The following is a 6,946-nucleotide window of genomic DNA, read 5'->3' as shown; positions in this document are numbered from 1 at the left end:
GGCATCCTCGGCGCCTGCGGGGTTGCGGGGGTGGGGGTCGGCGCGGTCATGGTGAGTCCTTCCGTGGTCGGTGAACGGTCGAACACCAGTGAATCCGCAATACATGACACCTCCTGTCATGTTTTCGGGAGAGAATCACAGTCGTGCGCGCCGAACGTCTGATAGCCCTGCTGATGGTGCTGAAGAAGCACGATCGGGTGACGGCTGCCGAGTTGGCCGCCGAACTCGGGGTCTCCGAGCGGACCGTGCTCCGCGACATCGACGCGCTGTCGCTGTCCGGCGTGCCGGTCTACGCCGAGCGCGGCCGGCACGGTGGCTTGGCGCTGGTGCCGGGATACCGAACCGATCTCACGGGTCTGACCGTCGACGAGGCGACATCCCTCCTCGCCGGCACCGGGCGGGTCGACTCCCCCGCCTTCACCAGTGCCATGCGGAAGGTGACCGCAGCTTTACCCGAAGCACATCGCAGCCACGCAGTGCGGGCCGCGCAGCGGATCCTGGTCCGTCCGGAGGGTTTCGTCAGAACCCCCGAGGTCCTCGACAGCCTCCAGGCCGTGCAGATCGCGGTGTTCGAGGGCCGACGGATCCGTGTGCGCTACCGGAGCCGGGGTGCAGACACCGCGCGCGAGCACCTCCTGGACCCGATCGGGCTGGTCGTGGCGGGTGAGACCTGGTATCTCGTCGCGGGATTCGGTCAACCCCACGCCCCCGCACCGAAGACCCGGCACGCGACGGCCGACGCGACACCGACCGAACGGATGTTCCGGCTGTCGCGGATGTCCGATGTGGACATCCTCGACGAACCGGCGCACCGCTCCGACGAGGTCGACCTCGCTGCGATCTGGGAGCGGCACCGTGAGGCGTTCCGGCGCTCCTTCGAACCGGTCGAGGTGGTGCTCGACTGCTCCGCCGAGGACGCCGAACGGATCGGATCGATCGCCGCCGCCGCAACACATGTCGACGAGTCGATGCCGGGCCGCTGCCTTCTCGAACTCCGGTTCGCCGACCGCCGGCACGCGGTCCGTGCCCTCTGGGCGACGATGTTCGATCACGACTTCGTGGTCCGCGAGCCCGATTGGCTACGCGACGCGATCACCACCCGTGCCATGCAGATACGGGGCGACTGACACCGGTGGGGCCGCCGGACGCGGCTGCACCGAACGAATGAATCTCCTGGCGACCGTTCCGGTCGTGTGATCTGATTCTCGGATGTTCGGGGTTCTCACTCCATGTCGACACGCACTCGACGACGACCTGATGGACCAGTGGCGCTCCCACCTGTGCGGGGTCTGTATCTCGCTGCGCGACAACCACGGCCAGTCGAGCAGGTTGACGGTCAACACCGACGCGGTGATGATCTCGATCCTCACCGCCGCCCAGTCGGCGTCGGAGTGCGCGTCCACCGAGGCCGGCCGGTGTCCCCTCCGTGGGATGCGCACGGCGACAGTCGTGTCCGCCGACGAACCGGGTGTGCGTCTGGCCACCACCGCGTCGCTCACCCTCGCCGCCGCGAAGGCGGCCGACGTCGGCGGTGAACAACGCCACGCACTCGCACCCCGACGACCGATCCGCGCGACACTCGCCGGATATGCCGGGGGTCATCTGCGCCGGCACGCAGCGGCCGACACCACGGTCGCCGACCGGCTCGACATCGACGCCATGATCACGACGCTGTCACGGCAGGCGGAGATCGAGTCGACCAGCCGGGCGCTCGACGACCTCACCGAACCATCGGCGGTCGCTGCGGCACAGGTCTTCTCCACGTCGGCAGCGCTTGCCGACGTGCCCGGGAATCTGGAGCCGCTGCGCGACATCGGCGCGGACTTCGGCCGGATCGCGCACCTCCTCGATGCAGTCGACGACTACGACTCCGACGCCGCCGAGGGGCGGTACAACCCACTCCGGGCCACCGGGACGTCACCCGAGGCCGCCCTCGACCGGTGCCGGCGACTGGCGGCTGCGATCCGGACGCGCTATGCCGACCTCTCCCTCGCCGACGACCGCTTGCTCCGCGTGGTCCTGCTCGACGGACTGCGCCACGCCATCCACAAGCGCATGCACCCGCACGCGGATGCCACCTCGGTGCTCGCCGACTCGCGCACCCAGTGGCCACCGCACCGGCCGTTCGGCTACCCGGAGGAATGGCCGTACCCGCCGCCGTTCAAGCCGAATCGGTCCTTCGCCGAACGCATTCTGCCCTTCATCGGGGTTTCCTGCTTCGGCAAGGCCTGCTGCACCGACCACTGGAATCACTTCACCGACAAGTACAAGGACGCGGCCTGCGACGACTGCGACTGCTGCGATTGTTGCGACTGCTGCGATCTCTGACCTGCGTCGGGTTCACGCCCCTGCGAACGACGACCTAGCCGACTCCACGGTCGGAGTCGGCCCAGTATTGAGACCGCAGCGCCTTCTTGTCGGGTTTGCCGAGTGCCGTCAACGGCAGCGCGTCGGCGAAGATGACCTGCTTCGGTGACTGCACCGCACCCTTGCGGTCCTTCACGGACTGCTGGATCTCCGTGGTGATGCGGTCTTTCGCCGCGTCATCGGCGTCGGCGCGGAGCACGACGATCGCGGTGACCGCCTCGCCCCACTTCTCGTCCGGGACACCGATGACACCGACCTGCCCCACGGCCGGATGCTCGGCGACGACATCCTCGACCTCGCGCGGGAACACATTGAACCCGCCGGTGACGATCATGTCCTTGGTGCGGTCGACGATGAACCAGAAGCCGTCCTCGTCCTCGCGGGCGACGTCGCCGGTGCGCAGCCAGCCGTCGCGGAAGGTGTCCGCGGTCTGCTCCGGGAGACCCAGGTACCCGCCGGCGAGAAGTGGTCCGGCGACACAGATCTCGCCGGGCTCGCCCTGCGGCACGGGCTTGTCGTCGGGTCCGAGCAGGGCGGTGCGCAGGAAGGCCGACGGTCGTCCACAACTGCTCAACCGACGCTGGTCCTCGCCGGGACCCGGATGGTCGTCCTTGGCCAGGTAGCTGATGACCATCGGCGCCTCGGACTGGCCGTAGTACTGCGCGAAGATCGGCCCGAAGCGCTCGATCGCCTCGGCGAGCCGGACCGGATTGATCGGCGACGCACCGTAATACACAGTCTCCAGCGAGGACAGGTCGCGCGTCTTCGAATCCGGGTGGTCCATCAGTGCGTACAGCATCGACGGCACCAGCATCGTCGCGGTGATCTTCTGCTCCTCGATCGTGCGCAGCACCTCGGCCGGGTCGAACTTGGACAGCACCACCATCGATCCGCCCTTCATGAGGGTCGGGACGAAGAAAGCGGCACCCGCGTGCGAGAGGGGCGTGCAGAGCAGGAAGCGCGGATGCTCGGGCCATTCCCATTCGGCGAGCTGGATCTGCGTCATCGTCGACATCGCCCGCGCCGTCCCGATGACCCCCTTCGGCTTGCCGGTGGTCCCGCCGGTGTAGGTGATGGAGACGACGTGGTCGGGCGAGAGGTGGGCCGCCACAAGGGGCTTCGGCTCGAAGCCGTCGGCCTCGGCGATGACGTCGCGCGCGTGGGCGGCCAGCTGCTCGGGTACCGGCCCGAGCGTCAGCACCTGCTTGAGGCCGGGCACCCGTTCGAGCAGCGCCGCTGCCCGCTCCACGAACATGGGCACCGGATCGATGATGAGGGTCGACACACCGGCGTCGGACAGCACGTAGGCGTGGTCGTCGAGCGAGCCCAGGGGATGCAGTGCGGTGCGGCGCCATCCCTGGGTCTGGCCGGCTCCGATCACGAACAGCACTTCCGGACGGTTCAGCGCGAGCAGCCCTACCGCGGTCCCGGTGCCGGCTCCGAGCCCCTCGAAGGCCTGGATGTACCGGCTGATCGATGCGGCCATCTCACCGCCGGTCATCTCCGTGTCGCCGAGGGACAGCACGGTGCGGTCGGCGTGCCGCCGCAACGCCGCGACCATCAGGTCGCCCATGTGCGTGCCCCCGCGCAGGTGATCGAAGTCGGCCGGTGCTGTCGTCGTACCCTCGTTCGTCATGACCAACAGACTAGGACGTGTTACAGCCTGAGGGAAGAATCTCCACCAAAACCGGCAGACTCAACGGTAGAACTTGTTCTAGATTCGCATTCCCGAGACGTCGTCCGACCCCCTGCGCACGCGCCGGATGTCCCCCGCATGGGAACCACCGGTGACCTAGGATCGAGTCATGACTGATCTCGACCTCGCCACCACCCGGCGCGACATCGCCGACGCCCTGCTGACCGCCCTCGAACGTCGCCATGAGGTCCTCGATGCCATCGTGGACGCCGAGAATCACGACGAGGCCGTCACCGCGATCGTCGATCTGCTCGGGAAATCCCGACTCGGCGCCGAGGCCATCCTGGACATGAAACTCGATCAGCTCACCAAAGACGACCGTCGCAAGAACCAGGCCGAACTCGACGACCTCAACAGCGCCCTCACCTTCACGCTGGCCGAGCGGCCCGCGAGCAGCGGGGACACGCTCGACCTCCGTCCGTTCGACCCGTCCGCCGACGCGGAGCTGTTCTCGGCGCGGACCAACGAGATCGGCACCGCCGGTGACGGTTCCGGCGCTCCGGCCGGAGATGTCGCGGCCGAGATCAGCGCCGCCACCGACCGGGTCGACGCCGAGGAGGCCGTCTGGCTGGTCGCCGTCGAGGGCGAGTCGAAGGTGGGCTTCGTGTTCGGTGAATTGAAGGACGGGGAGATCGACCTGCGCATCTGGATCCATCCGCAGTTCCGCAAGTCGGGGTACGGCACCGCCGCGCTGCGCAAGTCCCGTTCGGAGATGGCCGCCTACTTCCCGGGCGTGCCGATGGTCGTCCGCGCGCCGGGCGCCTGACGCACACCCACCAGAAGCCGAACACCCACCGCCACGCCAGGCGGTGGGTGTTCGTTCGGTGCGGATGTGCCCGGCGGTCAGACCCGTTGGGGCCGCGGGAGCCCGAAGTGGGCGACGATCGCACGGATCCGGTTGTCCTCGTCGACCACGAAGGTCTCCGACACCGTCGCCCCCAGTCGTAGCGCCTTCGGTCGGACGTGGACCACGTAGCGGGTGGTCACGCTGTGACCGTCGACGGTGGCGGTGAAGTCCGAGATCCGATGGATGAGGCGGAACTGCGGACCGCGCGCGAGGCTCCGGGCGATGTGGCCGCCGTTGCGTCCGGTCTTGACACCGAACTCCACTCGGGTGCAGTCCGGGTGCAGTGCGACCGCCGACGGATCGTGACTGACCAGGGCATCGACGTACGCCCTGGCCGCGGCGATCCGGTCAGCCGACGAATCGGCGGGTGGCGTCATCGCGCGCCGTACACCGGCATCGGCACCGGCGCCTTCGCCAGGATCTCCTCGATCACCGGGCCCAGCTCGCCGGCCTCCCACCGAGAACCCTTGTCCCGCTCGACGCTTCGCTGCCAGCCATCCGTGACCGAGATCTTGCCGCCCTCGACCTCGAACACGCGGCCGGTCACCGAGCCCGCGGCGGGCGAGCCCAGCCAGACCACGAGCGGCGAGACGTTCGCCGGGTCCATCGAGTCGAAGGAGCCGTCGGCGGGCGCCGCCATCTGAGCAGCCATCGCCTCACCGGCACCCATGGTCATCTGGGTACGGGCGGCCGGGGCGATCGCGTTCACGGTCACACCATACGACCCCAGTTCCGCCGCCGCCTGGATCGTCAGGGCCGCGATGCCGGCCTTCGCCGCGACGTAATTGCCCTGCCCCACCGAACCGTACAGTCCCGCACCCGAACTCGTGTTGATGATGCGCGCCTGCGGAAGTTCGCCGGCCTTGGCCTGGGCGCGCCAGTACGCGGCCGCGTGCCGCAGGCCGACGAAATGTCCCTTGAGGTGGACGCGGACGACCGCATCCCACTCGTCCTCCGACAGCGAGACCAGCATCCGATCGCGCACGAAACCCGCATTGTTGACCAGGACGTCGAGGCGACCGAACTCGGCGAGCGCGGTCTCGACCATGGCCGCACCCGCATCCCAGTCGGCGACGTCGCCCACCGACGCGACAGCCTGTCCGCCCGCGGCGACGATCTCGTCGACCACCTCACTCGCCGGGTCCTCGGCGTAGTCGTTGACGACGACCTTCGCGCCGTCGGCGGCGAACGCGAGGGCATGAGCGCGTCCGATGCCCTGGCCGGCGCCGGTCACGATGACGACACGACCCTCATTCATTCTGCTGCTCACACTGTTTCCTTTCCGAACTTCTCTCGACCCGATCAGCGCGCCGGGTCTCAGACTGCGTTGCCGGCGGTCGCGGCGTCGAGGAATGCCGGTTTCTCGCCACCCCCGTGCACGGTCAGCGTCGATCCGCTGATGTAACCGGCGAGCGGCGACAACAGGAATGCCACGGCATTGCCCACGTCGGCGGGGGTGGCCATGCGGCCCATCGGGATGGTCTCGCCGACCGCCGCGACACCTGCGTCGTCGCCGTAGTGCAGGTGCGACTGCTCGGTGACGACCGGACCGGCAACCACCGAATTGACCCGCACCCGCGGCGCCCATTCGACGGCGAGGGAACTCATCAGATTGTCGAGTCCGGCCTTCGCGGCCCCGTAGGCCGAGGTGCCGGGTGAGGGCCGGTGGCCACTCACACTCGAGATGTTGACGATCGCACCACCGTCGGGCTGCGTCTGCATCACGGCATTGGCCGCACGCGCCACGGCCAGCGGGGCCAGCAGGTTGAGGTCGACGATCTTGCTCGCGAACCGGACCGACGCGTCGGCCGCCAGCGCGAAGGGCGAGCCACCGGCGTTGTTCACGACACCGTCGATGCGACCGGCGCGCCCGGTGATCTCGTCCATCATCGCCTCGACCGCGTCCGCGTCGCGCACATCGCAGGACACGAAGTCGAGGTCGCGTAGATCGTCGGCGAGATTGTCCGCGTTGCGCCCGCAGATCACCGGTCGCGCACCGAGCGAGCCCAGGACGCGGGTGATCCCCGCCCCCACCC

7 protein-coding genes are annotated in these 6,946 nt (G+C 68.6%); 3 read left to right on the top strand and 4 right to left on the bottom strand.

Annotated elements, in window-relative coordinates:
* Window positions 1–143: 143 nt before the first annotated feature.
* Together CA982_RS25995 and CA982_RS25990 are read left to right on the top strand one after the other, a co-directional pair.
* Window positions 144–1,127 (top strand): helix-turn-helix transcriptional regulator, encoded by a 984-nt coding sequence (locus CA982_RS25995; protein WP_086537939.1) that lies wholly within the window; start codon window positions 144–146, stop codon window positions 1,125–1,127.
* An 82-nt stretch (window positions 1,128–1,209) separates the two neighbouring features.
* A complete protein-coding gene (locus tag CA982_RS25990; protein ID WP_086537938.1) occupies window positions 1,210–2,328 on the top strand; it encodes a DUF5685 family protein in 1,119 nt (372 codons plus the stop codon).
* 34 nt (window positions 2,329–2,362) lie between these two features.
* Here the strand turns inward: CA982_RS25990 and fadD8 are convergent, their stop codons facing one another.
* Entirely contained in the window at window positions 2,363–4,003 is a 1,641-nt protein-coding gene (fadD8, locus tag CA982_RS25985) for a fatty-acid--CoA ligase FadD8 (protein WP_086537937.1), read from the bottom strand.
* Between the two features lie 169 nt (window positions 4,004–4,172).
* Here fadD8 and CA982_RS25980 point away from each other — a divergent pair, with 169 nt between their 5' ends.
* Window positions 4,173–4,829, top strand: coding sequence for a GNAT family N-acetyltransferase (locus CA982_RS25980; protein WP_086537936.1), 657 nt, complete (start codon window positions 4,173–4,175; stop codon window positions 4,827–4,829).
* A 77-nt stretch (window positions 4,830–4,906) separates the two neighbouring features.
* Here the strand turns inward: CA982_RS25980 and CA982_RS25975 are convergent, their stop codons facing one another.
* The 3 genes from CA982_RS25975 to CA982_RS25965 form a co-directional block, all read right to left on the bottom strand.
* Window positions 4,907–5,287, bottom strand: coding sequence for a DUF8021 domain-containing protein (locus CA982_RS25975; protein ID WP_086537935.1), 381 nt, complete (start codon window positions 5,285–5,287; stop codon window positions 4,907–4,909).
* Window positions 5,284–6,168, bottom strand: a complete 885-nt coding sequence (locus CA982_RS25970; RefSeq protein ID WP_086537934.1) for an SDR family oxidoreductase — start codon at window positions 6,166–6,168, stop codon at window positions 5,284–5,286. Before CA982_RS25970 ends, CA982_RS25975 begins: the two co-directional genes overlap by 4 nt.
* Window positions 6,169–6,227: 59 nt before the next feature.
* Window positions 6,228–6,946, bottom strand: a 719-nt coding sequence (locus CA982_RS25965; protein ID WP_144066133.1) for an SDR family oxidoreductase, incomplete at its 5' end; no start/stop codon positions are given.

Source organism: Gordonia lacunae, from assembly GCF_002149015.1.
Lineage (GTDB): Bacteria > Actinomycetota > Actinomycetes > Mycobacteriales > Mycobacteriaceae > Gordonia > Gordonia lacunae.
This window is presented reverse-complemented; position numbering and strand designations above follow the sequence as displayed.